Origin of the sequence: Saccharibacillus sp. O23, from assembly GCF_002205895.1 — a bacterium.
Classification (GTDB): Bacteria; Bacillota; Bacilli; order Paenibacillales; family Paenibacillaceae; genus Saccharibacillus.
In genome coordinates this window covers 29340-53539 of the sequence record NZ_NJDE01000014.1, presented here as the reverse complement: position 1 = coordinate 53539, position 24200 = coordinate 29340, and the positions used below count along the sequence as shown (strand labels likewise).

Below are 24200 nucleotides of genomic sequence, written 5' to 3'. Positions count from 1 at the left end.
TACCCTATTAGACCTTTTCGTGAACAATTCTCCGCTGCTATTGAACGGATCTTGCTGCCGTGCTATTTTATATTTAGACATTTAACTAAATAACGAAATGAGGTGCGAACGTGGACCGGATCTTCAAAGCGCTGGGCGACCCGACCCGGATGCGGATCGTGGATTTGCTGAAGGAAGGGGACCTGACGGCCGGAGAGATTGCCGAACATTTCGAGATCAGCAAACCGAGCATTTCCAATCATCTGAACATCTTAACGCAGACGGGACTGGTACATGTCGAACGTCAAGGCAAGTTTATGATGTATCAGCTTAACATGACCGCTTTTCAAGAGCTGTTCTATTGGTTATCCAAATTTCGCGGCGCTCAGGCTCCCGAGCCGTCGAAGAACCGCCGCCGGGGAGAAGAAGACCATGCCGTTACCGAATAAAAAGATTTCGCTGATTCTGATCGCGTTCGTGCTTGCGGTCAGCATTGCCGCCTACTTCGGACTTCCGCAGCAGATCGTGATTCATATCGACGGAGCCGGCAATCCGAACGGAACCGCGCCCAAATGGATCGGAGCTTGGCTGCTTCCGATCGCCATGCTGCTGATCCATTTCACCCGCAAAGACGCAGGCCGAGGCGTTCCGGGGGCTAACCTGCGCGATTGGTCGGGAATCAACTTCGCCGTTCAAATCGTTCTTGCGCTGGCTCAATGCGCGCTGCTGCTCTATAACTACGGACATGTTCGGGTGCTGCAGCCATTTTTCCCGTTCGCCGCCGGATCGCTGCTGATTCTGATCGGCAATTATTTGTTTCGCGCCCGTCCGAACGTCACCTTCGGCATCCGCAACAAGTGGACGTTATCCGATCCCCATGTCTGGCGCTCCGCGCATCGGTTCGCCGGAGTCGCTTTTATGGTCGCGGGACTGCTGGTCGTTCTGTTGGCGTCGGTCCATCCTTCTTCTAAAGAAACTTTTTCCGTCGTGATCGTCTTGTTTGTTTTGAACTACGTCGCTTCCTACTTGTTCTATCGCCGATTCGTCCGTAAAGGTCAGGCGGGACCTCGATAACGCGATACGTCGAAAAGACCTTCAGCCTCGATCCCGAAGCGGAAGGTCTTCTTTGCGCGGCAGGCCGTTGCTCGCGAAGCCGATATGGGATACGATGCAAACAGAATCTTCCGGCGAGCGCGGCGAAACGAAGTCGTATCCGGCGCTTCCCGCGCGCGAACCGGACCCGCAAAGGAGAAAACATGACGCTTAAACGATATTACGAATCCGCTTATGCCCGCGAATGGAACGCTGCGATCGTCGAAGTCTCGGAACGCGAAGACGGGCTGTATGTCCGTTTGAACGAAACGGCTTTCTACCCCGAGGGAGGCGGACAACCCGGCGATACGGGGCAGATCGGAAACGCTCGGGTACTGGACACGATCGCGGTCGACGGCGACGTACTGCACAAAGTCGATTCCGCGCCCGGGGAGCCCGGCGACGAGGTGCTCTGCGCTCTCGATTGGCAGCGGCGCTTCGATCATATGCAGCAGCATACCGGCCAACATCTGCTGTCGGCCACCTGTCTCGATCTGCTCCAAGCGCCGACGCTCAGTTTTCATCTCGGCGAAGAGTATTCGACGATCGACGTCGATCTCGCGGAATGGTCGGACGAAGAGCTGGACGCGGTCGAGCGCGAAGTCAATGCCCGCATCGTTCGGATTCTTCCGATCGCGAGTTATTTCGTCAGTCCCGAGCAGGCCGCCGCGCTTCCGCTCGTCAAAGCTCCTTCCGTCGAAGGCGAAGTTCGCATCGTCGAGATTCAAGGGATCGAATACAATGCCTGCGGCGGTACGCATGTCGGCTCTACGGGCGAACTTGGACTGCTGAAACTGCTGCGCGCAGAAAAGCAGAAAGGCCGTCTTCGCCTCACTTTCAAAGCCGGTTTCCGCGCGCTGCGCGAATTCTCCGTCCAAACGAAGATTCTCGCTTCCCTATCGGCCAAACTCAGCACGCCGAAAGAAGAGTTGGCCGAACGTCTGGACAAATGGAACGAAGAAGACCGCCGCAAGCAGGCCGAACGGAACGCGCTGCGGCAGCAGTTGTACGCATACATCGCGCGCGAACTGTTGGACGAAGCGGATCGAACCGGCGGAGCGGTCGCCCGTTTGTTCGCCGACGGCACGCTCAAAGAACTGCAAAGCCTTGCCTCCGCGCTGACTCCCCGGACGCCGCGACCGGTACTGCTGGGTTCGCTGCCGGAACTCAAGCTTGTTCTCGCGCACGGCGGACAGCCGGATTTCGCTTGCGGAACGCTGCTGCGGGAAGTTCTGCCGAAGTTCGGAGGACGCGGCGGCGGCGGCGATCGCTCAGCGCAAGCTTCGTTCGCTTCGGAAGCCGAACTGCGCGCGTGCTACGAGCATTTATCCGCCTTTTTCGCATAAAAATACGCTTTGACGCAAACCGAAAACGACGGACGGTCTCGCCTCCGAACGTTTTCGGTTTGATTTTGTTCTTGCCCATTTCCTGATCGGCACGCTATTATAGAGAATGATTCTCAATAAGTTTCGCTTATGATCGGCGCTTAGGGGAGCCTTTCGGCGGCTTATTGGAGTACAGCGATCAGAGAAAAGAGGGATTGGCATTCATACGTTGAAACGTTTCTTCGCTTTTTACCGGCCTTACAAAGGGCTGTTCGTGCTCGACTTCTGCTGCGCCGTATTGGCCGGCCTGCTCGAGCTTGCTTTCCCGCTTGCGGTCAATACGTTCATCGACGACCTGCTGCCCGGCGGCAATTGGAGCTTGATCTTGGCGGCTTGTTTCGGCCTGCTCGCGATCTATGCCTTGAATACGGCTATGCAGTACGTCGTGACCTACTGGGGACATATGCTCGGGATCAATATCGAGACCGACATGCGCAAGAATCTGTTCGCCAAGCTGCAGAAGCTGTCGTTCCGATTCTACGATAACCATAAGACCGGTCATCTGATCGGCCGCGTCACGAACGACCTGAACGATATCGGCGAGCTGGCCCACCACGGTCCGGAAGACGTGTTCATCGCCGTCATGACGCTGATCGGTTCGTTCATTCTGATGTACAACATCAGTCCGGAACTTGCGATCATCACGTTTATCGTCATTCCGGTCATGGCTTGGATGATCATCTTCTTCGGCCGCCGCATGACCCGCACCTACGGCCGTTTGTTCGGCAACGTAGGCAACTTCAACTCTCGGATCGAAGACAATATCGGCGGCATCCGCGTCGTGCAGTCGTTCGCCAACGAGAAGCACGAACGCGAACTGTTCAACGTGGAAAACCAAGAATTCCGCAAAACGAAGCTGCTCGCCTACAAAACGATGGCCGGCAGCATGTCCGTCAACTATATGATGATGCGTCTGATCAGCGTTCTGGTGCTCATCTTCGGCGCTTGGTACTTTATTCGCGGCGAGATTCAGATCGGCGAATTCGTCGCGTTCCAACTGCTCGCGAACGTCTTCTTCCGCCCGATCGAGAAGATCAATGCCGTCATCGAGAGTTATCCGAAAGGCTTCGCCGGTTTTCGCCGTTACTTGGAGATCATGGACACCGAACCGGATATTCAAGACGCTCCGAACGCCAAAGCCGTCGATTCGCTGCGCGGCGAGATTCATTTCAACAACGTGACTTTCGGTTATGAGCAAGAACGTCCGATTCTCGAAGACATCAGTCTGCAAGTTCATCCGGGCGAGACCGTGGCGTTCGTGGGACCTTCCGGCGCGGGCAAAACGACGATCTGCAGCCTACTGCCGCGTTTCTACGAAGTCGACTCCGGTTCGATCACCGTGGACGGCATGGATATTCGCGAGATGAAGCTGGCTTCCTTGCGCAAACAGATCGGGATCGTGCAGCAGGACGTCTTCTTGTTCTCGGGCACGATTCGGGAAAATATCGCTTACGGCAAGCTGGATGCCACGCTCGAAGAGATCTGGGACGCCGCCGAACGCGCGCATATGGCCGACGTAATCCGCGCGATGCCGGAAGGCATGGATACGATCATCGGGGAACGCGGCGTGAAGCTGTCGGGCGGACAGAAACAGCGGATGGCGATCGCGCGCATGTTCCTCAAGAACCCGCCGATCCTGATCCTCGACGAAGCGACTTCCGCGCTCGATACCGAGACGGAACTCGCGATCCAGAAATCGTTGGCCGAGCTGTCGGTCGGCCGTACGACGCTGGTCATCGCGCACCGTCTGGCGACGATCCGGAACGCGGATCGGATCATCGTGGTCGGCAAAGACGGCATCGCCGAAGAAGGCAAGCATCACGAACTCATCGAATCGGGCGGCATCTACAGCCGTCTGCACGAAGCGCAGTTTGGCAGCTGACCCCGCAGGTTTAATATAAGGGAAAGAAGGCCAAACGCAGCATTCGACGAGGAGGATAAAAGGTATGGACGAAGTGAATAAGAGGCGCGCGGCCCGGATCGTGGTCGGCACGCTGGCGGGAGCCGGAGCGGCATGGTTTCTCGCTTCCCGGCGAGGTGCCGGAACCCGGCAGAAAATTCGCAAGCTGGCCGTGCAGACGAAGGAACTCGGCATGGAATTGGGACACGAGACGGCCGAGAAGACGCGCGACTTGATCGCGCTCGGCCGGGAGATCACCCATGACGAAGATTGGAAAGAAGCGATCGAGACGCAGGATATCAAGCCTCCTTCAGAAGAGTCGTCTGCCGATCTGGAACACGAACCTTCGCGCGACGAGCCTCGTCTGACCGTCGTCCCTCCGCCCGAATCCAAATGAGCGAAGATCCGCTTTGCCTGAGTCCATAAGCCGAAAAACGGAAGGAACCGCCGAAGCGGTCTCCTTCCGTTTTTTTGCGGCTTGACGGTCTGTCCGGATCGGCCATCGCGCCGGATCGCCGGCCGGCGCGCAAGCAAGCCTCTATTTTTCGCTTCCGTGCCCGCCGACTCTGTTCAGAACGCTCAGTATGGGTAATACTAAAAGAGAACCCTACAGGGACAGGAGGCTTACATATGTCGAATTCTACGTTAAAGTTTATTGCCGGACTCGCAGCCGGTGCCGCGGTGGGCGGCGCCGCCGCCCTGCTGTTCGCGCCGCAGCGCGGCTCCGAAACGCGTCTGATGCTTGCGGACACCGCCGTCGATCTCAAAGACAAGAGCCTTGTGCTGAAAGACCGCGGCGTGGCCGCGGCGATCGACTTGAAAGACAAGAGCGTGTCTACGGCGCTGGATCTCAAAGATCGCGGCGTCACTACCGCCGTCTCGATCCGCGACAAAGGCCAAGCGTCCATGCTCAGCGCCAAAGACAAAGGCCAGAACGTCATCTCGACGCTTCGCGAAAAAGGCCGGGTCGCGGCGGACTTGAGCCGCGAATGGATCGCGTTCGGCAAAGAAGTGGCCGAAGTGGCCGTCGAATGGAAAGCCGAGATCGAAGCCGCCGTTCGCGAGCTCAAAATCGAACTCGAACGTTTCCAAGCCGAGCAGGAGAACGATACGAAGCTGCAAGACGATATCGCGAAGCTGAAAAAGCAGACCGAAGAAACGGCTGCCGTAGTCAAAAACGCGCAGCAGCGCATCGCGAACGCGGGCGTCAGCAGCTAAAGCTTTTGCAGATTCGCGGATTTCGCGCAGAAAAAAGGAGCCTCCCTTGCGGGAAGCTCCTTTTTTTGCGAATCCGGCCGACTCTCTCCGTCTTCAGAACACGCTGCGTACCCGCGCGATGACGCCGACGATCGCCTGACGTTCCGCGACGAAGTTGACCAGCAGCGATACGGTTCCGGCCCACAGCGCGACCAGCGCCGCGTTCAATATCCAACTCCACATGCCGTCCGCTTGAATATGGATGACAGTCTCGAACGGCAGCACGATGATCGCGCCGGTCGCCAGCATCCGGACGATTCGCCCGAGCGTCGGCGCGAACGGCATATCGATCAGTTTATGGGCGTAATAGATATCGATCGAACGATAGCCGAGCGCGAGAATCAGGCCGATCAATACGCCTTTGACCCCCAGCGGGAACACCAATGCGGTCGCGGCGACCAGCATGACGCAGGCCTCGATGATCGCTCGATGGCGCGTCTGCTTGAAATGTCCGGCCGCATTGATCAGGCTGGCCTGCGGGAAACGCCAGTTGTCCAGCACGCCGACGGCGACGAACAGCATCCAGATGACGGGATCGACGTAGTTCGTCGTACTGATGCCGTGCGTATAGACTTGAATGAACGGAATGCCCAGCACCCAAGCCGACGAGTAAACGAACGTCAGCAGCATGTAGAACAGCGCTTCGTACTGCGAGTAGGACGTTTGCAGGTTCTGCCGCTTGTCTTTTTGCGTGAAGAGTTGGCCGAATCCGGCGGTGAATCCGTTGTTGAAGACCATGATCAAACGGCTGATCCCGGTAAACACCAGCGAATATACCGCGTAGATACTGACGTCCGTCAACGTGGCGAACAACGTAAGCAGGATGACGGGAGAACTGAACACCGCCATATTCGCCAATTCGTGCACCAGCACGTTATTGCGGTTGCTCAGCGCGCCCATATCGGGTTCGGCATCGAAACGGATATAAGCGTATTTGCGCCGCACGTAAGTGACCAATCCGACCGCTTGAAGCACCTGCGCCAACAGCGCCGCGCCGTAGACGATCGCGAAATGGAACTGCAGCTGCACCATCGTCACGATGATCAGCACGTTGGCCGTCAGATATACGATGCGGAACAACGAGATCACGTAATTCGACTGCGACGCGATCAGCAGAGCCATGTATTTGGCGATCGTGAAATAATTCAACAAGCTGGCGCTGCCGACGGCCGCTACCAACGCGAATACTTCCCAGTATGTAATCCGTTCGTTGATGACGAAAAACGGATAGACGAACATCATGGCGACGACGAGGCCCGAAGCGTATAGGCCGATCTGGTTGTACGTTCTGCGCGAAGCCGCCAGAATCCGGTTGATGCCGATCCGATCGTTCTCGACCAACGGCTTGTAGAGCGAGAACGTCAGCGCGCCGGAGATGCCGACTTCGATCAGATAGAGGTACTCGATAAAATTGACGACCGATACGACCAGACCGTTCACGTCCGAACCGTAGCTGGCGATGATGAGCCGCGGGATGATCAGACCCGCGCCGAAGCTCACCAGCTGCATGAGGATGGCCGTCAACGCATTATAAATCGCTTTTTTCGTACGCACGGGACAGCCCTTTCCGCAGAGAATGATTCAATCGCACCATGCTTGCCGGGCACGGCCCGGCGCGATCATTGGACGGGTTGAACCGAGGAGGCGTCGGAGCGTTTGGCTCGGCCTCTTCCCCGCATTTTCTTTTTCATTCTCGACGCCGCGCCGAACGCGTGCATGTAGCAAGCCGCCGGCAGCAGCAGTCCCATTCCCGCGATCCGGGCAAACAGCCTCATCGGCAGCCAGATATCGGAATCCGAAGCCGCTTTGCGCATGCTGCCGACGAAATGCTTATGTTTCCGCGCTTCGCGCAGCTCTTTCCAAGTGCGGATCAAGCTGCCCCGGCGATCCAGATTATACATGCAGCTGTTCTGAATCCGCTCGAAAAACAGGCGATTCGCCATGCGTTCGCGCACCTCGCGGTTCGGATGCGAAGCGTAATAACCTTCGAAACGATCGACAAGGAACAGTTCCCGTTTCAGATGATCCGGCTTGATGCTGTTCATCAGAGAACCTTCGCGCATCTGGAAATAGTTATAGAACGGCTCGCCGACCGAGGAAGCCGTCGCCGCGTGCCGCAGCACGAACAAATTGAACAGCACGTCTTCGCTGAACACGTTGCGCGTCGATTCGAAGCGCAGTCCGTGTTCTTCGATCAACGATCTTCGATAGATTTTGTTCCAGATCACGGCGGCGAATTTTTTCTCGTTCCACAGCTTGTCCAGCCCGTAGTCCGCGATATTCAGCTTGCCGTCTTGCAGGCCGAGAACGTTCGGCGTTGCCGTGCCGTCTTCGTAGACCAGACGGTAATCGCAGGCGCAGAAGTCGGCGTCGTCTCGCTTCGCCCGCGTATATAATGCTTCGAACATGCCGGGCTCCGCCCAATCGTCGGGATCGGCAAAGCCTATGTAAGTGCCGGTCGCGGCTTCAAGCCCCGTATTTCGCGCTCCGCTCACGCCTTGATTTTCTTGGTGAAGGACTTTGATCCGCTCGTCCCGCCTCGCGCATTCCGACGCGACGGCCAGAGAAGCGTCCGTCGAACCGTCGTCGACCACGATCATCTCAATTTCGCGAAGCGTTTGAGCAGACAGGCTATCCAAGCACTTTTTCAGATACTTTTCCACGTTATAAACGGGAATAATGATGCTTACGCTGGGATTCACCCTGCTTTCCCTCCTTAGAGAATAACGGAATTAATCCTTCTTTAAACCGTCTGCTTGAAAACCGAATCAATAAAATCGGACTTTTTTCATAACCTTTTCTTTCTTTACAGGAAACAGATCAATAATTCGACAAAAAAAAGGCTTTCCTCGTAAGGAAAGCCTTCGGTTTAATCCGTTATGAAGCGTATGCCCTTGATTCGTTTCCGAAATTAAGCCGCTTTTTTCGCCGCGATTTCCGCGCGCTGCGCCAGCGTCTTTTTCCAGAAGCCCAAGATCAGCGCGGAGATGACCGAACCGATGATGACCGTCAGCAGGAACAGCAGCGCGTGGTTAGCCAGAGCTGCGACGAAGATGCCGCCGTGAGGAGCCGGAACGTTGATCGCCCACAGTTGAGTCAGGCCGCCCGCTACCGCGGAACCGATGATGCAGGAAGTCAGGACTCTCAGCGGATCGGCGGCCGCGAACGGAATTGCGCCTTCCGTGATAAAGCTCAGACCCAGTACATAGTTGGTTACGCCGGATTTGCGTTCTTGCTCGTCGAATTTGTTTTTGAAGAACGTCGTTGCCAAGGCGATTGCCAGCGGAGGAACCATGCCGCCTGCCATAACCGCCGCCATCCAAGCGCCGTCGCCTGTCGAAGTGAAGATGCCGATCGCGAACGTGTAAGCCGCTTTGTTGAACGGACCGCCCATGTCGATCGCCATCATGCCGCCGAGGATCAGGCCGAGCAGAACCGCGTTGCCCGTGCCGAGGTTTTCCAGCACGCCCGTAATCCAAGTGTTCAGACCGCCGAATACCGGATCAATGATGTAGTACATGACCAAACCGACTGCAAGCAGACCGAGTACCGGATAGATCAAGATCGGTTTGAGACCTTCGATGCTCTTAGGCAGGCCTCTGAACAGCTTGCGCAGGCCGATGACGATATAACCGGCCAGGAAGCCGGCAGCCAGGCCGCCGAGGAAACCCGCGCCGGAAGTCGAAGCCATGTAACCGGCAACGACACCAGGCATCAAGGCCGGACGATCGCCGATGCTCATCGCGATAAAGCCGGCGAGGATCGGAATCAGGAAGTGGAACGCGCTTTCGCCGCCGATATTCATCAGCAGTTTGTAGATCGGGTTATCCGCTCCGCCGCCGCCGTACTGCTCGAACAGGAACGAGATGGCGATCAGGATACCGCCGCCGACCACGAACGGAAGCATATGCGAGATGCCGTTCATCAGGTCTTTGTAGATCTTGCCGCCTACGCTGACTTTGGCGCCACGGTCGGAACCGCCTGCCGCCGCTCCGCCTTCGTGGCGGTAGATCGGCGCGTCGCCGCTTGCCGCTTTGCGGATCAGCTCTTCCGGTTTGCGGATGCCGTCGCTGACCGGACGCTGGAGAACCGGTTTGCCGTCGAAGCGAGCCATTTCCACGTTCTTGTCGGCCGCGATGATAACGCCGCTCGCGCGGGCGATCTCGGAAGCCGTCAGTTCGTTGCCGACGCCTTCGGAACCGTTCGTTTCGACGCGGATATTGATGCCGAGTTCTTTGGCTTTCTTTTTCAAGGCGTCTTCCGCCATGAACGTATGCGCGATGCCGGTCGGGCAGGCCGTGACGGCGACGACGAATTTGTCGGAATTCGGATTGCCGACGACGACGTTGGCATTCGCGGAAGCGCTTCCGTTAGCGGACTGCGCAGAAGCTTGTTCGCTCTCGGATTGGGCGGAGTTGAACAGCGCGGTCACTTCGGCCGGCGTCTGCACGCCGCGCAGGCGGCTCAGGAAGTCGGCGTCCAACAGCATGCGGGACAATACTTTGAGCGCTTGCAGATGCAGGTTCGATTCGCCTTCGGGCACGGCGATCATGAAGAAGAAGTGCGCCGGCTGGTCGTCGAGCGATTCGTAGTTCACGCCCGGCGTGCTTTTGCCGAATACGATCGTCGGTTGGTTCACCGCGCTCGTCTTGGCATGCGGCATCGCGATTCCTTCGCCGATTCCCGTGCTGGATTGCGCTTCGCGGGCCAGAATGGCTTGTTTGAACGCGGAGGCGTCGTTGATGCGGCCGCTTTTATTCAGGGACGCGATCAGTTCGTCGATCACGGCTTCTTTGGTTACGGACTTCAAGTCCAAGATCATGACCGGTTCGATCATCAGATCCGTAATTCTCATCATGTTCCACTCCTCTGGAGGTGATGTCGGCGCGCGGTTCGCGCGCCGTTACTGCCGGGTTGATGCCAAGAAAGCGCTCTGACGATGAGGAATTCCGAGAATGAGGCGCTCTATGGGGTGAAACGTTATACGGGTTGGACTTGAACCTGTTCGATCAACGAATCGATCTTGGTTCGTTCCGCCAGATCGTCGGAGAAAGCGGTGGCGCTGCCGGAAGCCGTGCCGGTACGAAGCGCAGCCAGCGGGTCCCCCGTCTTCGACAGCGTGCCGACGAATCCGGCGATCATGGAGTCGCCCGCGCCGACCGAGTTTTTGACTTCCCCTCTCGGCACGTTCGCGTGGTACACCTGCTCGGCCGTGACCAGCAAAGCCCCGTCTGCGGCCATCGAGATCAATACGTTCTGAGCGCCCATATCGAGCAGCTTCCTTCCGTACTTGATCAAGTCTTCGCGGCCCGAGATTTCGACGCCGAACAATTCGGCCAATTCGTGATGATTCGGCTTGACGAGCAGCGGCCCGTGAGGCAAAGCTTGCAGCAGCGCGTCGCCGGTCGTGTCGATCACGAATTTCGCTCCGCGTTCCTGGACGACCGCGATCAACCGATCGTAGAACGAACTTCCGAGCGAAGGCGGAACGCTGCCGGACAGAACGACGATATCCCGATCTGTAAGCGTTCTCAGCTTCTCCGCCAGCTCATCGGCTTCTTCGCTTCCGATTTCCGGACCGAGCCCGTTGATCTCGGTCTCTCCGCCGTGCTTCAACTTGATGTTGATTCGCGTATCGCCTTTCACGCCGACGAAATCGGTGTTGATCGATTCGGACTTCAATACGTCTTCGATAAAACGACCGGTGAAGCCTCCGAGAAATCCGAGTGCTGTATTTTCAATCCCGAGCCGGCTCAAGATGCGCGATACGTTGATTCCCTTTCCTCCGGGAAGCTTCAAGTCGCGTTTCATGCGGTTTAGGGCGTCCAACTGAAGGTCTTCCACTTCCACGATGTAATCGATGGAAGGGTTAAGCGTTACGGTGTAGATCATGGTTCATCCCTCGATTATTTTGGTTTTCTCAAGAATGGATTTCCGCCACCGTTCCGGGATGGAGTCGGTGATGATGGTCGCTTCTTTGAGATCGAACAATTTCGCGAAGGCGACTTCTCCGAACTTGCTGGAATCGGCCAGCACGTAAGCGCGTTCCGATAGCTGCCTTGCTCTGCGCTTGATCAGCGCTTCTTCGGGGTCGGGCGTCGTGAATCCAAATTCGGCGTTCACGCCGTTGGTCCCGATAAAAGCTTTGTCGAATCGGAAATTGTCCATGTTCTGGAGTGCGATGCTGCCGATGACCGCTTTGGTATGACTCTTCATCATGCCGCCGAGCAGATAAGCGCGGATATCTTTGCTTACCAGCGCTTCGACGTGGGACAATCCGTTCGTCACGACCGTAATGTCCTGCGCCTCGATAAAAGGAATCATGGCCAGCGTCGTCGTTCCCGCATCGAGGTAGATGCACTCGCCGTCACGCAGCTGTTTGGCTGCCGCACGACCGACCGAGTTTTTTTGTTGAACGTTTTTGAACGTTTTCTCCTCCATGCCGGGTTCTTCGCTGCGTCGATGCAGCAGCGACGCTCCGCCGTGCACGCGTTTCAGCAAATGCTGCGCTTCAAGGTCGATCAAATCGCGTCGTACCGTTGATTCCGAAGTGCCCAGCAGCTCGACGAGCTCCTGAAGCTTAACGATTCCCGAGATTTGTAAGCGCTGTAGTATGATTCGGTATCTTTCTTCAGTCAGCATTTTCGACTCCTCCATCTGCCCTCATTGTACCTTACTCCTTTTCAAAAAACAATCACTTTTCTCCAAAAACGATCAAAATATTTCAACTTCGTTCTTCACCGATGAAAACCTTTTATTTTCCGTCACAACAGGAATGGTTGCGCTTTAATTTCGAGCCGCAAATCGAATACGAAAAAGCCGTGACGACAATTTCTGGCATGAATGATATATCGGATGCTCGCTTTTGAACGTTTAGCTTTTAAACGACTATTTTCGTTCCTAGTTTTGCCGACGAATCCGCTTAAAAAGCCCGGACCCTTTCTCTATGCGAATGTCCTCGCTTCCTATATCCGGCAGCGGGATGGCCGCCCCGTCGCTCCGAACGGCAAAAGACGCCCGACCGAAATTCGATTCGGTCGAGCGCCATAAGCGTTTGCGGTTGACGGATCTCGGTAAGCAAACCGCGAATATTCGGGCGACGATCCGCCTCGCTGCTTCATCCGATGGTCTCCACGATATTTCCGTCATGATCGCGCAGATGCGTCTTGACGATCCGAACGGTCAGAGCGGGCATGCATTCCAGCGCGAATTCGCTTTCCTGCGGAACCGACCTGCGCGCGAGTTCGGCCGCCGCGTCTGCGTTCAGATAGAGCAGCAGTCCTTCCTCGTCTTCCGCGATCCGATTCTGGAGATCGGGAATCAGCGTGACCCGCGTGTCCGGTCCGATCAGCATCAGATCGCGATCGTGCATCAATCTTCCGGTTAGGATGCGCCCGAGCGATTCGGCCTGTTTGGCGCCGAGCTGAAGCGTATACGAGTCGCTTTTGCCCAGACGGTGATGCGCTTCCCAGACCAGGCTCTCGAAGTACAGCACGCCCGTGCTGGAACCTTCCGTTCGCACGCCGAGATCGGCAGCGCGGCGAATCTCCTCGTCTTCCAGCAGCGAAGAACGGCGCAGATCGGTCATGTACAGCGGAAGGCGAGTCTTCGCCAGTTCAAGGAAACTGTCCGTATTCCAGACTTTGATCAAGTCCAGTTCGTCGGCGGTGATCCCTACGACTTGAACGAAACGGAATTTTCCGAACGGCGAGTCCGCTTCGCCCAGCTCCGGATCTTCGGCGAAAGCGACCGCCGTAATCGGCGTCGCCCGATCGACTTCGATCGGGCCGTTGGCATCCAGATGATGGCCCGGACGGAACACGTTCCCGCTGCTGAACACGTAACGCGCCAGATTCTGAAGGAAATTAACGGCCCATGCCGGCGGTTCTTCTTCGCCTTCCCGAGCCAACCGCAGCGTCAATTCGAACCCGAAGCCGCTGTATTCCGTATTCTCCGACTCCTTCTCGTACAGCTCCGTGAACCCGTACGTGACATAATGCCAATGAGGAACCGGTTCGTCCCGTTTATACACGCTGACGCCGTCCAACGGATCGGGGCCGCCCAGCCGATAAGAGATCAACGTGCCGTAATGAAAAGGTTCCGTGCCCGCATAATGCTTGTTCAGCTCGGCGTCGATCGCGTCCCAACCCGGCGAAGCCTCTTGCGGATCCGATTCGCGTTCGGAATCGTACTCGATCTTCTGTTCTTCTTCCTTCATTTTTGTCTGCTCCCTTCTCTTCGTGCAGTTCCATCCTGATGTTAGTTTAACCGACCGGGGGCTTTTTGGAAAATAAACGCTCGAAAAAGCCGGTTCCTTCAGAAAGGAAACCGGCCTGTTCGGAAAAGCGATCGAATTCGAACGCGTTCTTCGGATGATCGTCAAACGGAGCAAGCTCGCTTATTCCGTCTTGAAACGGGCAATCCGGCCGCGCAGCTCGTCGACGTTATCGGACACTTCGCCCGACAGATCGGAGATGCTGGAGATCGCTTGGGCTTGTTCTTGCGTGGAAGAAGCCGCCTGCTCCGTGCTCGCCGCGCTCTGCTCCGCGACTGCCGCGATATCGGTCATGATCGCCGATACGTGATCGGCGCTGTGCTTCAATTCTTCCGACGCGCCGGACACTTCGCGGATTCGGCCCGTGATGCCGTCTACCGAGCTGCGGATCGTGTCGAACGCTTCGCGCGTCGATGCCGCGGCCTGAATCTGTTTATCGACCATCATTTGGAACTCGCGAATCTCGTCGATGCTCTGACGGCCCGCTTCCTGTACGCCTTCGAGCAGCGTATCGATATCCGCCGCCGAAGAACGGGCTTGTTCGGCCAACTTGCGCACTTCGTCCGCGACGACGCTGAAGCCTTTGCCGTGTTCGCCCGCGCGCGCCGCTTCGATCGCGGCGTTCAAAGCCAGCAGGTTGGTCTGCTTGGCGACGGTATGGATCAAGCTGACCGCTTCGCCGATCTTGACGGTCTGCTGACCGAGACGGCGGTTGGCTTCTTCCACGCGTTCGGCCGAACTGCGGCTGGCCTGCGTCAGTTCGCTCTGCGAATCGACGGCTTCCAGTCCGCCGCGCATCGCGCCGGTCACTTCGTCCGCGCTGGCGGCCGCTTGGCCCGCGCTGCTGGCGATCGCGTCGATCGAAGCATTGATGCCGCCGATCTGCTCGACGCCGCTTTGGATCGAAGAAGCTTGATCCGTCGCGCCTCTCGCCAATTCTTCGATCACGACCGCGATTTGATCGGAAATGTGTTTGGCTCCTTCGGCCCGTTCATGCATATGCTTGGCCGAGTTTTCCACGCCTTCGGCCGAAGCCGCGGCAGCGTGAATCAGTTCGCGCAGGCTGGCGGACATCTCGTTGAACGCGGCGCCGAGCTTGCCGATCTCGTCTTTGCCTTTCACGTCGACCGTCGCCGTCAGATCGCCTTCGGACAAGCGCTGCGCGCTCTTTTGCAGCAGGATCAGCGGTTTGATCAGTCTTGCGGCCGCGAGCACGGCCAGTACGGCCAGCACGGCGACCATGCCCAGAATGCCGAAGATGAACAGGTTGCGCATTTGAACGTAATCGGCGAAAGCATGGCTTTTGGAGACCGACGAAGCGACGACCCAACCCGTACCTTCGACTTTTTGATAGTACAAGAGCTGCGTTTCGCCTTTGTACGTATATTCCAAGCTGCCCGAATCGTTCTTCAGCAGTTGATCGGCAATGCCGGAGTAGTCGGCAATCTCGGACAGCGGCTTATTGACGTCGTCTTTGTCGGGATGCGCCAGCACCACGCCCGTCTTATCCGCCATAAAAGCGAACCCGCCGTCGATCTTGATATTGTTGATCAGCTCGGTGAGCGTGGAGAGCTTCATGTCGCCCGCGACCACGCCCGCCACTTTGCCTGCCGAATCATGCAGCGGATAACCGATCGAGACGGCGTATTCGCCGCTGATCAGGTCCTTGTACGGATTGCTGAAGTTCAGCGCGTTGGCGGCTTTGCCTTCGATATACCACGGGCGCGCTTTGACGTCGTATCCGGCTTCCGGCACCCATCCGGAACCGTCGATCATTCGGCCGTCTTCCATGCCGATGTAAATATCGGAAAGATTATTTTTGTTGGAATCGGACGTGTAAGCTTGCAGCTGACTTTCTTTGATCTGATCGAGCGGCACCGAAGATTGAATCACTTCCGCCGTGGTTTCCACGACTTTCGCATTCTTGCCGACCCAACCGCCGATTTGGATCGCGGTGTTCTCGGCCGTGCTGCGGAGGTTCGCATTAATCGATTTAGTCGCCTCGCTGCGGATGCTGCTGAGCGATACGGCACCGATGCTTCCGGTTCCTACTAAGGTCACGACGACCAGCACGATTGCCAATTTCATTTTCAGATTCATGTAAGACCCTCCCTGTGCGCCGTTATCGGGCGAAAATTCGGCGGCGCTTCGGGAAATCATCCCTATGAAGAAAGCAGCCAAACCGTGACGTTTATTTTCGATATTTATCGACAGAATTAGTGCAAAATTGTACCCCGATTCGATTGCCGACAAATAAAAAGCTGCATATTCGATCGATTTGATCGAATACGCAGCAAACGAAACGTTTCTATGAGTAAAGCCAAAAGTCGAACGGCTTATCCATGCAGAATCCGTCGACTTTAACCCTCGATCCCGCAGCTTCGATAAAGCTTTTATTCGAGCGCTCGGCGCGGCTCGAACTCGGGCTGGCGAAGACCCAACAGGCCGTTCATCTGCTCCAGCAGATTGCCGCCGCCGCTGAGCGAAACGGTTCCGATCTTCTCGCAGATCTTTTCGACGAACTCCAGCTCTTTGAGCCGGTACAGCGTCGCGTTCTCGTCCATGAGCTTGGCGGTGTTGAGCAGGCTTCGCGTGGATGCCGTCTCTTCGCGCCGGGTGATCATGTTCGCCTGCGCTTTCTTCTCGGCGAGCAGCACCGTGTTCAGGATCGCTCGGACTTCGCCCGGCAGAATCACGTCTTTGAGTCCGGCGGACAGAAAATTAACGCCGTATTCGCTGCCGCTCGGCTGCAAACGGCCGAGCACGTAATCTCCGATCTCCTGTTTCATGCGCAGCAGATCGTCGAGCTTCAACGTACCCACGTATTCGCGCAGCAGCAGTTGAAGCTGCACGTAGACTTGGTTCTCGAAGTCTTTGATCTCCGCCGCTTTGAGCGGATCGACGATCTTGTATTGGCAGACGAAGTTCAGCCGCAGCGCCACTTTGTCTTCGGTCAGAATCTCTTGACCGGTCATGTCGAGCTGCTGACGGCGAAGATCGAACGTCTTGACCGCGACCGTCTCCGCGCCGCGCCAGAAAAAGCTGCGTCCCGGAGGAAGCTGCCGCTGCAAACGATTGTCGAAATACAGCAGTCCGACTTCGTGGCTCGCCACGTCGATCTTATGGATATAAGCGCCGTCGATCTTCTCCAGCAGCGAACGGCCGATGCCGGGTCCGATCTCCGGCGTACGGATGTCCGCGCGGATGAACGTGTGCGCGACCGGCTCGTTCCAGTACGCGTAAGTACCCGCTGCCAAGACGTCGCGCAGACGTCCGTTCTCCAGATGCAGCACGTATTCGTCATCGCCGACTTCGACGACGGCAAGCTGCGCCGCCAGCTCGGCGTCTCCGGCATACAACCGCACATCCGTGTCGGCCGAGCTGCCGTTTTCGCCTAATCTCGAACCGACCGAAGGCCGATAATCGAACGGCTGATCCAGCCGTTTGAAGATCAAGGACCGCTTGCCTCCGGCCCCGTCGAAGAAACGATGCCGCCCCGGATTCAGCAGCCGAACGTAGCGGCCGCGTTCAAGCAGCAGCGCCCGTTCGCCTTCCTGCACCTCGACGGTCCGAAAACCGCCGCCCAACCGGACGACATTCGGATCGGACTGCGGATTCGAGGAACCCGGATGAATATCTTGGCCCGGCAGACCGGGAATTTTGCGGCCGTGCGGCTGAGCCGTTATGGATAAAGGATTGCGGATCGGATTCATGAAAAGTTCCTCCTTAATCGATCTTTGCGGCGGAAGCCCGCGCGCGAAACAAACGGAATCCGGCTTGAGCCGAAGCGATAGCGCGCCGGAAAGAAAAGAGCTGTCCGACCCTCGACTGCCGTCCAGACTTCGGAAAGCCGCTCGGGTCGTTCTGCCTCGTTTCTTCGGCGGCGGCCTGCGGCGGCGAATCCGCCGGACTGCAAAGCTTGCCCGCGCGTCCGTTGCCCCGTACAGGCGGCTCGGCAGGGCTTGCCGCTTCAAAGATCTTCATCAATGGTGCTCCCTGACGGGAGCGCGCTTTACCAAAGCTCGCGTAGCCGGCGAGGCGGGGAATCGAACCCCAATAAGACGTTCGCTTGCGAAGGTCTTCCGGCATACCGGCACAGAGACTGTCCGGCACCGCGGGACCGTTCGGAGGTCCTCGCCCGGGGAAGCCGTTCGCGAATCCCGTAAAGGATCTGTGTCTATTGTGCCCGATACGGACAGCCGGCAACAGGGCGGAACTATGGCGAGTCCGTTCATCTTTTCATAAAAAAAAACAGCCTTTCGGCTGCTTTTAATTTCGTCTCCGGTTCAATCCCACCAGAACTCCCACGTACCCGCGGTTTTCAGATAGGCCGCGTACTGCCCGATCGTCTGGAACGATTCCAGCACGTATTGGCAGAAGATGAAGTGTTCTTTCGCCAAATCGAGCGCTTCTTCGTCCGTTTCCGGTCTTTGCTTCACCCGAAGCAACCAACTATCTTCCGTGACGGCCGCAGGCACCGCGCCGAAACGCCGCTGCCAATCGCGGAACATCACGGCCTGATCGAGCGGCTGCGGACATTCGTTATAGCCGCCCATCGGGACGACGAGCGGAGCTGTCCAAGCCTGCTTTTCCGGCAGGTCGAGCAGCAGCAAAGCCTCTTCCTCATTGCGCTCGATCCAAGCGCGATCGGGCAGCGCGGCCGAAGTTTCCGTGCCGCGACTCGCCGAAGCCGGAACCTGTTCGTCCAACATGCCGATTCCGTCTTCCCATTGCGCCGCATAGGCCCGGTACGACTCGTTCAAGCCGCTTCCCCGTTCTTCGGCCGCTTCGCCCATCTCGGCCAATACCGCGTCGGCCAGCCCTCTCAGTACGTCTTCTGCGGATAACCCTTCCGCAGCCTGCACCTGCTTTTCGACATAAGGACCGATCGATTCTTGGCCGTCCGCCGCTTCTTCCAACATTTCCTCGATATTCCCGCCGGAGCAGATCAGCACGCGTACCTGCCCGCTTTGCGCTTGCAGCAGCCGTTCGATCGATTCTTTCTCCGCAAGCTGCACCCCGTATTCCCGCAGCCGATCCATCACTTCTTCGCTCACTTTCGCTCGCCTCCCGATTTCCTTCATCGGCGAAACGCGGTTTGCCGCCTTTTACGATCGAACTTCCGCCTCGCCCTCTTTTTCTACTATAGAGGATGTCGAAAGATTCTCCAAACCGGCGAGCGGAAGCGGTTCAAGGCGGCGTTCTTGTTCAGGCTTATCGACTCCACCGCCAAGTTTCTTGTTTCTGCGCTACCCAAGTTAACGCGATGCCGAGCAGCAGCAGTCCGCCGAGGATCAGAGACGGTTCGAGCAGCGGCCTGCTGCCGTACAGCATGAAATCAAGCAGTCGGTTGAGAATGAAGTCGCCTTTGAAAAAAAAGAACAGCGTGACGACGATCGCGGCGGCCAAGAGCTGAAGATTAGGCGCGACGGCCGAATAAAAAGCGGTCAGCAGCGCGGCGATCCAGCTCAATACGAATACCGCGCCGTAAGTCAGCAGGATATACTGCAAGAACGTCAGGTCGTACATGAACAAGAAATTGAACCTTCCGCTGATATCCGCTCCCATAAGATCCCAAGCATCGCTGAAGCGGTAAGCGATCAGCAGCACGGCCAGCAGGATCGCCGACACCATTGTACCGATCAGCAGCGCCGCGGCCGTCTTGATCCGCAGCAGCTTGTTCCTGCCGACGCGCGAGGTTCCTTGAAGCTCGCTCAATCCCGCGCGCCGATCGCCGATATGGATATGCATAACCAGCAGCGCGGTCGTCAGCATGGCCGTCATCGCGAGGCGGTACAAGATGCCCGAAGAGGCATAGGCGTAGAAAACGCTTGACGGCAGCACCGAAACGCCGCTCCGGGCTTCGATCTCCTGCAGCCTTTGTCGTTCGGCTTCGTTCATCAGCGCCGTGCCTTTGCCCATCGTCCAGCGATAATCGTCTTCGTAGCGGACGATCAGCTCGCTGCCCTTCCGAAGCTCCTCGAACAGTTCTTTTTTCGGACCGGAACGAACATGCGCATCCAGTTCCAAGGTCCCTCCGTTCGGCATCTGCCCCCGCTTCATATACCGTTCGTAGCTGTCCAGATTCGCCGCGGCGAACAGCGGGTCGGCTTGAATATACGCATCCGCTTCGGCGATTTTCTCCGCGCGATCCTGCTTGAACGCTTCCCACTCCCGATCGTCGATCAGCGTGCCGTACTTCGCTTCCATCTCCGCCGCGATCCGGGTCTCGTAATCGGGGAACTGCGGACCGGGATACAGAACTTGGAACGGATACAGCCACAGCCCTCCGCACAGCAGAATAAAAGCGGCGAAAACGAGCCTTTTGGGCATAAACAATTTCCTGAACTCCAATCCGATCAACCGCGCGTTCGAAGCTCTCGGCTTTCTGCGCTTGTTCATACGTTCACCCCGCTTTTCCATGAAGTCGCGGCCGGCTTTTTCCCTTGTTCCGCATCCCGGTACACGTATAAGAACACGTCTTCCAATCCCGGTTCGACGGCCTGCCAGCTCTCGAACGGACGGGTCTCTTCGGAGACCGCGAAACGCACGCTCCAGCCGCCCGGTTCCCCGCGCTCGGCCAGAATGACATGCCGGTTTCGAAACTCGTCGATCTCCGCGTCCGTCAGCTTCGTTTCGTATACTCGCCTGTTCAGAACCTCGCAGACGGCTTCCGGGCGGTCTTTGGCGAACAGTCTGCCGTCTTTGAGCATGAGAATCTCGTTGGCCGCCGATTCCACGTCCGAGACGACATGGGTCGACAAGATCACGGTGCGGTCGCGTCCGAGCCGCGTCAGCAGACGACGAAACCGTGCCCGTTCTTTGGGATCGAGTCCGGCCGTCGGTTCGTCCAGAATCAGCACGCGGGGATCGTTCAGCAGCGCCTGCGCGATGCCGACCCGCTGGATCATGCCGCCCGAGAAGGTCTTCATTTTCTTGCGTTTGACTTCGCCGAGCGCGACGAGATCGAGCAGTTCCTCCGAACGCTTGAGCGATTCGCGCCGATCCATCCCTTTGATCGCGGCCAGATACTGCATATATTTGAGCGGCGTATCGTTCGGATAATACCCGAATCGCTGCGGCAGATAGCCGAGCACTTCCCGATACCGTTCGTCCAGCGCCGCGAGCGGCTGTCTGTCGTACAAGATCTCGCCTTCCGTAGGCGGCAGCAGACCGGCCAGCATCTTGAGCAGCGTCGTTTTGCCGGCTCCGTTGGGAGCCAGCAGGCCGTATACGCCGCTGCCGAATTCCAGATCGAGTCCTTCCAGCACCCGCGTTTCTCCGTAACGTTTTCCGGCTCCGCGAACCGTCAGCATGATCATTCACTCTCCTTTTTATCTTATCCGCACGATTCTATACCGATCTTCCGGGACGAATCGCGATCAACCGCCGAATCTGCCGGAAATAGAGCCAGCCGCCGAGCGCGAACATCACGGCATACACATAGAGCGGGAGCTGTATCATCAGCAAACCGTAGATTCTCGGAGCCGCGATCCCTAATATCAGATTCAGTACCGGCCACAGCGCTACCCAGCCGTAACGCGCCGCCGTGCTTCGTCCGCGCAGCAGGCCGTATAGAAAAGCCGCCGCGAACAGCATGAGCGACGAAGCCGACAGCAGCAGGCCGCGCGGCGCGTCGACGCTTCCGTAAGCGAGCGAGAGCCAGCAGACGAGCGCGGCGTTCAGCACCAGACAAACGGCCGCAAAAGCCAGCATGCGCAGCGATGCGAGCTGATAAACGTTGTACCGGCAGGCCATCTCGACCGCGTACGTATCGCTGCGGCGCAGCTCGGCGAAAAAGAGCGCCGAAATCGCCAGATACAGCAGCGGCGATACCATAAAAATAAAACCGTAAGCCAGCTCCGTATTCCGCTGCTCCATCGCGAACAAAGCCGTGAAAATCCATACGCCTATCCCAAGCAGCAGCACGAATACGATCTCCGTCAGATCCCGGAACAGATGGCGGAATCCGACCTGACGGTACATCTCGGTTACGTAGGCCGGGAACGATAGGCGTTTGGGCAGCGCGATCTGCACGATTCGGCCGATCTGCCGGCGCTGCTCCGTCTCGGTCGGATAATCGACGGGCGGCAGCCAATCAAGCCGCTCAGACGCCGGCTCGCCGCTTCGAGGCCGCAGATTCTGCTTGGTCATGTTCTCCCTCCTTCAATCGGGCTCGGATCTTGCGAATCGCCGCATAATAACCGGCTTTGACTGTCGATTCCGGAAGCTCCAGAATCTGCGCGACATCAATGAACGTCCGTTCCGCGAACAGCTTGAGCCGCACGATCTGTTGGACGCGAGGCTCGAATCGCTCCAACAGCTTCAGCACTTCTTCGGCTTGTTCGCGCCTTTCCAGTTCGAGCGTGAAATCGCCTTCCGCCGCCGGTTCGAAATCTTCCAGCGGATCGGTCAGTTGACCGCGGCGATGCGCGCTCGAACGGAAATGGTCGATCACCCGGTTCGAGGCGATCCGGTACAGCCAAGTTCGCAGCGACGCCCGCTTGCCTTCGAAGGTATCGAGGCTTCGCAGCATGCTCACGAAGATATCCTGCGTCAGATCGAGCGCGTTCTCCCGATGCGGAAGCTGGCGGTAGACAAAAGCGTAGATTTCCCGGTAATAACGCGAAACCAGTTCGTCGGCGGCCGCGCGGTCGCCTCCGCGTTTGATCTTTCGGATCAGTTTCGATTCGTTTTGCATAAACGCCGCACTCGGCCTCCTTTCCGGTCCAGCCCGTATCGCTGCTTCTTATCGTTTCCTAATCGTATATGCGAGACGGCGCCACAAATAGTTGGGAATTTCGAATTTTTTTATTTTCCGCGCAAAAAAGCCTCTCCGACGAATGAGGATCGGAGAGGCCTGAGCCGTATCATATAGGGTCGAATTTCGGAAAGCGGAGCGCGTCCGGCATTCGGCGTTCAGGTCAAGCCTGCCGAACGATCAGATGCCTTTGGTCTGCGGGTTAAGACGCATCTTGCGATCGTCTTTGCCTGCCGCTTCTTTGCTCGCGGAAGCTTGAGCTTGGACAGCCGCCGCGCCCGGCGATTTGATCGTCAGAGCGATCAGCAGCGAGATCGCGCACAGCGCGCCGATCACGAGGAACGTCGGTTTGAATCCGCCGAGCAGCGCCGCGATGAACGAAGCGGACAATGCGCCGAGGCCGAAGCCTTGATAGATCACCCCGTAATTCTTGCCTTGATTCTTGAGACCGAAGAAGTCGCTGACGATCGCCGGGAACACCGTGATGTTGCCGCCGAAGCAGAACGCGATCGCCGCCACGCTGGCGAAGAACAACGGATACGTCAAGGTGGCGAAGCTGAGCACCATGACGGCCGCGAAAGTGACCAGCAGCGCGCCGGAGACGACTCTCAGGCGGCCGACTTTGTCGGACAGCGGGCCGAGGATCAAGCGTCCGGCCGTGTTGAAGATCGCGATCATCGCAACGGCATTGGCCGCCGTCGCCACGTCCAGACCGGCCAACTGCACGCCGATGTCTTTGACGATGCCGATCAGGTACAATCCGCTCATGCAGGCCGTGAAGAAGATGACGAACAGCATGTACGCTTGTTTGGTCTTCAGCATTTCTTTGACCGTGTAATCTTTGACTTGAACGCCCGACGCGGAAGCGGGAGTCGCGGTTACGACCGCCTCGCGGATCAGCAGCGAACCGAACACGACCATCGCCAGCACGATAATCCCCCAGATCAGGAAAGCCTGCGAGACGCCGCGCGATTCGATCATGGCGCCGTTGATATACTTGAAGATCAAACTGCCCGTACCGTACGCGCCGACCGACACGCCGGACATCAGTCCTTTATGTTTCGGGAACCATTTGATCAAGTTCGAGAGCGACGTCATGTACGCCGTGCCGTCCGCGTAACCGACGAGCACGCCGGCGACCAGATACAGCAGGCCGAGCGACGACACTTGCGAAGAGAGCATCAGTCCGACGCCGAGCCCGATGCCGGAAGCGGCGATCAGTTTGCGGATGCCGAATTTATCTTGCAGTTTGCCGGAGAACAATGTCGCGAACGCGAGCGCGAAGCTGGTGATCGAGAACGTCATCGCCGTGCTGCCGAGTTCCCAGCCGAATTTGCTCACGAGCGGCTGGTTGAACAAGCTCCACGTATAGATGGTGCCGAGGCCCATTTGGACGATAATCGTGCCGATCACGATCCATAGGCGATTAACCTTCGGGGAGACTTCAGCGTTTTTCATGTCTATTCCTTCTCTCATTCGTTATGCGATTCCTTGTGTATTCCTTATGGCTTTATTATAAGCACCGGAACAGGTAGGGAAGCGTTTTTGGAA

General features: G+C 57.4%; 21 protein-coding genes and 1 pseudogene. 7 read left to right on the top strand and 15 right to left on the bottom strand.

Annotated features, from left to right (window positions below; genetic code table 11):
* Positions 1-110 precede the first annotated feature (110 nt).
* From CDO73_RS17380 to CDO73_RS17355, 6 genes are all read left to right on the top strand, one after another.
* Positions 111-428, top strand: a complete 318-nt coding sequence (locus CDO73_RS17380) for an autorepressor SdpR family transcription factor (protein ID WP_088489799.1) — start codon at positions 111-113, stop codon at positions 426-428.
* Positions 412-1053, top strand: a complete 642-nt coding sequence (locus CDO73_RS17375; protein ID WP_088489798.1) for an SdpI family protein — start codon at positions 412-414, stop codon at positions 1051-1053. Before CDO73_RS17380 ends, CDO73_RS17375 begins: the two co-directional genes overlap by 17 nt.
* 182 nt (positions 1054-1235) lie before the next feature.
* The gene (locus CDO73_RS17370) at positions 1236-2417 is read left to right on the top strand and encodes an alanyl-tRNA editing protein (protein WP_088489797.1); all 1182 of its coding nucleotides are present in this window, start codon (positions 1236-1238) and stop codon (positions 2415-2417) included.
* Between the two features lie 208 nt (positions 2418-2625).
* On the top strand, positions 2626-4338 hold the full coding sequence (locus CDO73_RS17365) for an ABC transporter ATP-binding protein (RefSeq protein ID WP_088489796.1): 1713 nt from the start codon (positions 2626-2628) through the stop codon (positions 4336-4338).
* Positions 4339-4402: 64 nt separating this feature from the next.
* Entirely contained in the window at positions 4403-4753 is a 351-nt protein-coding gene (locus CDO73_RS17360) for a YtxH domain-containing protein (protein ID WP_088489795.1), read from the top strand.
* 233 nt (positions 4754-4986) lie between these two features.
* Positions 4987-5574, top strand: coding sequence for a YtxH domain-containing protein (locus CDO73_RS17355; RefSeq protein ID WP_088489794.1), 588 nt, complete (start codon positions 4987-4989; stop codon positions 5572-5574).
* A gap of 93 nt (positions 5575-5667) precedes the next feature.
* On the opposite strand, the gene CDO73_RS17350 is transcribed toward CDO73_RS17355, so the two are convergent.
* The 6 genes from CDO73_RS17350 to CDO73_RS17325 all read right to left on the bottom strand — a co-directional run bounded on the left by CDO73_RS17350 (position 5668) and on the right by CDO73_RS17325 (position 13831).
* Positions 5668-7167, bottom strand: a complete 1500-nt coding sequence (locus tag CDO73_RS17350; RefSeq protein ID WP_088489793.1) for a polysaccharide biosynthesis protein — start codon at positions 7165-7167, stop codon at positions 5668-5670.
* Positions 7168-7232: 65 nt separating this feature from the next.
* The gene (locus tag CDO73_RS17345) at positions 7233-8315 is read right to left on the bottom strand and encodes a glycosyltransferase (RefSeq protein ID WP_088489792.1); all 1083 of its coding nucleotides are present in this window, start codon (positions 8313-8315) and stop codon (positions 7233-7235) included.
* A 209-nt stretch (positions 8316-8524) separates the two neighbouring features.
* On the bottom strand, positions 8525-10468 hold the full coding sequence (locus tag CDO73_RS17340; protein ID WP_088489791.1) for a PTS fructose transporter subunit IIABC: 1944 nt from the start codon (positions 10466-10468) through the stop codon (positions 8525-8527).
* Positions 10469-10593: 125 nt separating this feature from the next.
* A complete protein-coding gene (gene pfkB, locus CDO73_RS17335; RefSeq protein ID WP_088489790.1) occupies positions 10594-11505 on the bottom strand; it encodes a 1-phosphofructokinase in 912 nt (303 codons plus the stop codon).
* Positions 11506-11508: 3 nt separating this feature from the next.
* Positions 11509-12255, bottom strand: a complete 747-nt coding sequence (locus CDO73_RS17330) for a DeoR/GlpR family DNA-binding transcription regulator (protein ID WP_088489909.1) — start codon at positions 12253-12255, stop codon at positions 11509-11511.
* A 475-nt stretch (positions 12256-12730) separates the two neighbouring features.
* Positions 12731-13831 carry a suppressor of fused domain protein gene (locus CDO73_RS17325; protein ID WP_088489789.1) on the bottom strand — a complete coding sequence of 367 codons (1101 nt, stop codon included), beginning with the start codon at positions 13829-13831 and terminating at the stop codon, positions 12731-12733.
* A 76-nt stretch (positions 13832-13907) separates the two neighbouring features.
* On the opposite strand from CDO73_RS17325, the pseudogene CDO73_RS27465 reads away from it, so the two are divergent.
* Positions 13908-13958 (top strand): annotated as a pseudogene (locus CDO73_RS27465) (keywimysin-related RiPP); the annotation flags it as partial.
* Between the two features lie 53 nt (positions 13959-14011).
* On the opposite strand, the gene CDO73_RS17320 reads toward CDO73_RS27465, so the two are convergent.
* The 9 genes from CDO73_RS17320 to CDO73_RS17280 form a co-directional block, all read right to left on the bottom strand.
* Positions 14012-15988, bottom strand: a complete 1977-nt coding sequence (locus CDO73_RS17320; RefSeq protein WP_179218732.1) for a methyl-accepting chemotaxis protein — start codon at positions 15986-15988, stop codon at positions 14012-14014.
* A gap of 293 nt (positions 15989-16281) precedes the next feature.
* Positions 16282-17601 (bottom strand): slipin family protein, encoded by a 1320-nt coding sequence (locus CDO73_RS17315; RefSeq protein ID WP_088489787.1) that lies wholly within the window; start codon positions 17599-17601, stop codon positions 16282-16284.
* Between the two features lie 13 nt (positions 17602-17614).
* Positions 17615-17872, bottom strand: coding sequence for a hypothetical protein (locus CDO73_RS17310; protein ID WP_088489786.1), 258 nt, complete (start codon positions 17870-17872; stop codon positions 17615-17617).
* Positions 17873-18174: 302 nt separating this feature from the next.
* On the bottom strand, positions 18175-18945 hold the full coding sequence (locus CDO73_RS27230; protein ID WP_256972742.1) for a DUF4253 domain-containing protein: 771 nt from the start codon (positions 18943-18945) through the stop codon (positions 18175-18177).
* Positions 18946-19102: 157 nt separating this feature from the next.
* Positions 19103-20290 carry a hypothetical protein gene (locus CDO73_RS17300; protein ID WP_088489785.1) on the bottom strand — a complete coding sequence of 396 codons (1188 nt, stop codon included), beginning with the start codon at positions 20288-20290 and terminating at the stop codon, positions 19103-19105.
* The gene (locus CDO73_RS17295) at positions 20287-21204 is read right to left on the bottom strand and encodes an ATP-binding cassette domain-containing protein (protein ID WP_088489907.1); all 918 of its coding nucleotides are present in this window, start codon (positions 21202-21204) and stop codon (positions 20287-20289) included. The genes CDO73_RS17300 and CDO73_RS17295 overlap by 4 nt, the downstream gene beginning before the upstream one ends.
* A gap of 37 nt (positions 21205-21241) precedes the next feature.
* Complete coding sequence (locus CDO73_RS17290; protein WP_088489784.1) at positions 21242-22042, bottom strand: hypothetical protein; 801 nt, start codon at positions 22040-22042, stop codon at positions 21242-21244.
* Positions 21996-22589, bottom strand: a complete 594-nt coding sequence (locus CDO73_RS17285) for an RNA polymerase sigma factor (RefSeq protein ID WP_088489783.1) — start codon at positions 22587-22589, stop codon at positions 21996-21998. Before CDO73_RS17285 ends, CDO73_RS17290 begins: the two co-directional genes overlap by 47 nt.
* Positions 22590-22829: 240 nt before the next feature.
* Entirely contained in the window at positions 22830-24107 is a 1278-nt protein-coding gene (locus CDO73_RS17280; protein ID WP_088489782.1) for an L-lactate MFS transporter, read from the bottom strand.
* Positions 24108-24200 lie beyond the last annotated feature (93 nt).

Coding starts and splice junctions, on each gene's coding strand:
- CDO73_RS17375 (WP_088489798.1), top strand. CDS start 412: ATGCCGTTACCGAATAAAAAGATTTCGCTGATTCTGATCGCGTTCGTG.
- CDO73_RS17370 (WP_088489797.1), top strand. CDS start 1,236: ATGACGCTTAAACGATATTACGAATCCGCTTATGCCCGCGAATGGAAC.
- CDO73_RS17360 (WP_088489795.1), top strand. CDS start 4,403: ATGGACGAAGTGAATAAGAGGCGCGCGGCCCGGATCGTGGTCGGCACG.
- CDO73_RS17355 (WP_088489794.1), top strand. CDS start 4,987: ATGTCGAATTCTACGTTAAAGTTTATTGCCGGACTCGCAGCCGGTGCC.
- CDO73_RS17340 (WP_088489791.1), bottom strand. CDS start 10,468: ATGAGAATTACGGATCTGATGATCGAACCGGTCATGATCTTGGACTTG.
- pfkB (WP_088489790.1), bottom strand. CDS start 11,505: ATGATCTACACCGTAACGCTTAACCCTTCCATCGATTACATCGTGGAA.
- CDO73_RS17330 (WP_088489909.1), bottom strand. CDS start 12,255: ATGCTGACTGAAGAAAGATACCGAATCATACTACAGCGCTTACAAATC.
- CDO73_RS17325 (WP_088489789.1), bottom strand. CDS start 13,831: ATGAAGGAAGAAGAACAGAAGATCGAGTACGATTCCGAACGCGAATCG.
- CDO73_RS17320 (WP_179218732.1), bottom strand. CDS start 15,988: ATGAATCTGAAAATGAAATTGGCAATCGTGCTGGTCGTCGTGACCTTA.
- CDO73_RS17315 (WP_088489787.1), bottom strand. CDS start 17,601: ATGAATCCGATCCGCAATCCTTTATCCATAACGGCTCAGCCGCACGGC.
- CDO73_RS17310 (WP_088489786.1), bottom strand. CDS start 17,872: ATGAAGATCTTTGAAGCGGCAAGCCCTGCCGAGCCGCCTGTACGGGGC.
- CDO73_RS17300 (WP_088489785.1), bottom strand. CDS start 20,290: ATGAACAAGCGCAGAAAGCCGAGAGCTTCGAACGCGCGGTTGATCGGA.
- CDO73_RS17295 (WP_088489907.1), bottom strand. CDS start 21,204: ATGCTGACGGTTCGCGGAGCCGGAAAACGTTACGGAGAAACGCGGGTG.
- CDO73_RS17290 (WP_088489784.1), bottom strand. CDS start 22,042: ATGACCAAGCAGAATCTGCGGCCTCGAAGCGGCGAGCCGGCGTCTGAG.
- CDO73_RS17285 (WP_088489783.1), bottom strand. CDS start 22,589: ATGCAAAACGAATCGAAACTGATCCGAAAGATCAAACGCGGAGGCGAC.
- CDO73_RS17280 (WP_088489782.1), bottom strand. CDS start 24,107: ATGAAAAACGCTGAAGTCTCCCCGAAGGTTAATCGCCTATGGATCGTG.